This is a genomic window from Flavobacterium sp. (assembly GCF_043779715.1).
Classification (GTDB): Bacteria; Bacteroidota; Bacteroidia; order Flavobacteriales; family Flavobacteriaceae; genus Flavobacterium.
Genome location: NZ_JAYWDT010000265.1, coordinates 1 through 2,470 on the forward strand (window position 1 = coordinate 1; position 2,470 = coordinate 2,470).

The window sequence follows — 2,470 nt, forward strand, 5'->3', positions numbered from 1 at the left end:
TATGATATTTCCTTCAACAAGCAGAATTATAAAAAAGAGAAAAAAACATAATAATAGAATGACAGAAATTATCCCAGTTATTTTTACAATAATTTTCTTGAAATTTTCTGTATTCATTTAATCCGTTATTTATGTTTTAGCATGATGCACAACTCGAAAATTTGTCTTCAATATAAAAATTAAATTCCCAAAAAATTACTTGGCGTAATCACTAACAATTCCTTTTTAATCGCTTCAGAAACATCTAAAGTCGCAATAAAATCATGAATCGCTTTTTTATCAATTGTTGTATTGGTTCTTGTTAGTCCTTTCAAGGCTTCGTAAGGATTTGGAGAACCTTCTCGACGCAAAATCGTTTGAATAGCTTCTGCCACAACTGCCCAGTTTTTCTCTAAATCTTCGTGAAATTTTGGTTCGTTTAGTAGTAATTTGTTTAATCCTTTTAGTGTTGCTTCAAAAGCGATTAAAGTATGTCCCATAGGCACACCAATATTTCTTAAAACGGTACTATCAGTCAAATCTCGTTGCAATCTAGATAATGGTAATTTTGCCGAAAGGTGTTCGAAAATAGCATTGGCAATTCCTAAATTCCCTTCCGAATTTTCAAAATCAATTGGGTTTACTTTGTGTGGCATTGCCGATGAACCAATTTCGCCTGCTTTTATTTTTTGCTTGAAATATTCCATCGAAACATAGGTCCAAATATCTCGATCTAAATCGATTATAATGGTATTTATTCTTTTTAAAGCATCAAAAAAAGCGGCAAAATGATCGTAATGTTCTATTTGTGTTGTTGGAAAAGAATGATGTAAACCTAGTGTATCTTCTACAAAATCACTACCAAATTTTCTCCAATCAGTATTCGGATAAGCAACATGATGTGCATTGTAATTTCCTGTAGCACCACCAAATTTTGCTGCAAAAGGAATATTAAATAACAAACGCATTTGCTCTTCCAATCGTTCTACAAAAACACCAATTTCTTTACCCAAACGCGTTGGCGAAGCGGGTTGCCCGTGCGTTCTTGCTAACATTGGTACCGCTGCCCATTCTACACTCAATTCTTTTAGTTTAGAAACCAAACCTATTAATGATGGTAAATATACTTTCTCGAACGCTTCTTTTGTAGAAAGCGGAATGGCTGTATTATTTATATCCTGAGAAGTTAATCCGAAGTGAATAAACTCTTTATATTGCGACAAACCTAACTTTTCGAAAGCTTCTTTGATGAAATATTCGACTGCTTTTACGTCGTGGTTTGTTATTTTTTCGGTTTCTTTTATCCAAAGTGCATCTTCGGTCGAGAAATTTTTGTAAATATTTCTCAAATCCTCATAAATAGTAGGATTTATTCCTGAAAGTTGTGGCAAATTAGCCTCGCAAAGCGCAATGAAATATTCGATTTCTACTAAAACGCGATATTTTATTAAGGCTTCTTCAGAAAAATAGGTTGAAAGTGATTTGGTTTTACTTCTATAACGACCATCTATTGGCGAAACAGCATTCAATTCAGTTAGTTGCATTTGTTGTGTTGTTGTTTAAAAGCGCAAAGATAATTAGAAAATTAGAAAATTAGATAACTTAGACGGTTAGATTTTTAGATTGAAATTGCTTTTTGATATTGTTATTGTTTTTTGATATTTGGAACACAGATTTGAGAAATTTTAGAAATCTTGAAGTTTGTTATTGATTTTTGAAATTGAAATTGTCATTTCTTTAATTCCTTTTGCAAAATTTCATTCCTTTTGATGCTATCGCTTCAATAATTTTAAAATTCAGTGGTGCATTACTAACATTTGCAGGATTTGGATCTATGTAATAAACGGGACAATCTTCGGGCGCAAAATGCATCAGACTTGCTGCTGGATATACTTGTAACGAAGTGCCAACAATGATTAAAATATCGGCCTGTTGCACTACTTCGACTGCGTATTCTAAAACAGGAACGTCTTCGCCAAACCATACAATATGTGGACGAAGTTGATTTCCTTTATCATCAAAATCGTGAAGATTCAAATCCTCCGACCAATCCAAAATATAATTTTCGTTCTTCGTACTTCTAACTTTCAATAATTCGCCATGAAGATGCAAAACATTCGAACTTCCTGCTTTTTCATGCAGATTATCCACGTTTTGTGTAATAATTTGTACATGGAAATCATTTTCTAAATCGGCTAAAATTAAATGTGCTTCATTGGGTTTTACCTCTTTAAGTTGCTGGCGACGTTTGTTGTAAAAATCGAGAACCAAAGCCGGATTTTTATCCCAACCTTCTGGCGTAGCAACATCCATAACATTATGACCTTCCCAAAGTCCGTCGCTGTCACGAAAGGTTTTTATACCACTTTCGGCAGAAATTCCAGCTCCAGTTAAAACAACTAATTTCTTCATTTTTATTAAATTATTTCTTAACCTCAAACTTGTCATTACGAGGAACGAGGAATCTCATCAGGTAATTATAACTATGAGA

2 protein-coding genes are annotated in these 2,470 nt (G+C 33.3%); both read right to left on the reverse strand.

Features of this window, described 5'->3' with window-relative positions; all coding sequences use genetic code 11:
• Window positions 1-179: 179 nt before the first annotated feature.
• Window positions 180-1,523, reverse strand: coding sequence for an adenylosuccinate lyase (purB, locus tag ACH2BG_RS12740; protein ID WP_395048071.1), 1,344 nt, complete (start codon window positions 1,521-1,523; stop codon window positions 180-182).
• 193 nt (window positions 1,524-1,716) lie between these two features.
• Window positions 1,717-2,391, reverse strand: a complete 675-nt coding sequence (locus tag ACH2BG_RS12745; protein ID WP_395048072.1) for an NAD-dependent deacylase — start codon at window positions 2,389-2,391, stop codon at window positions 1,717-1,719.
• Window positions 2,392-2,470 lie beyond the last annotated feature (79 nt).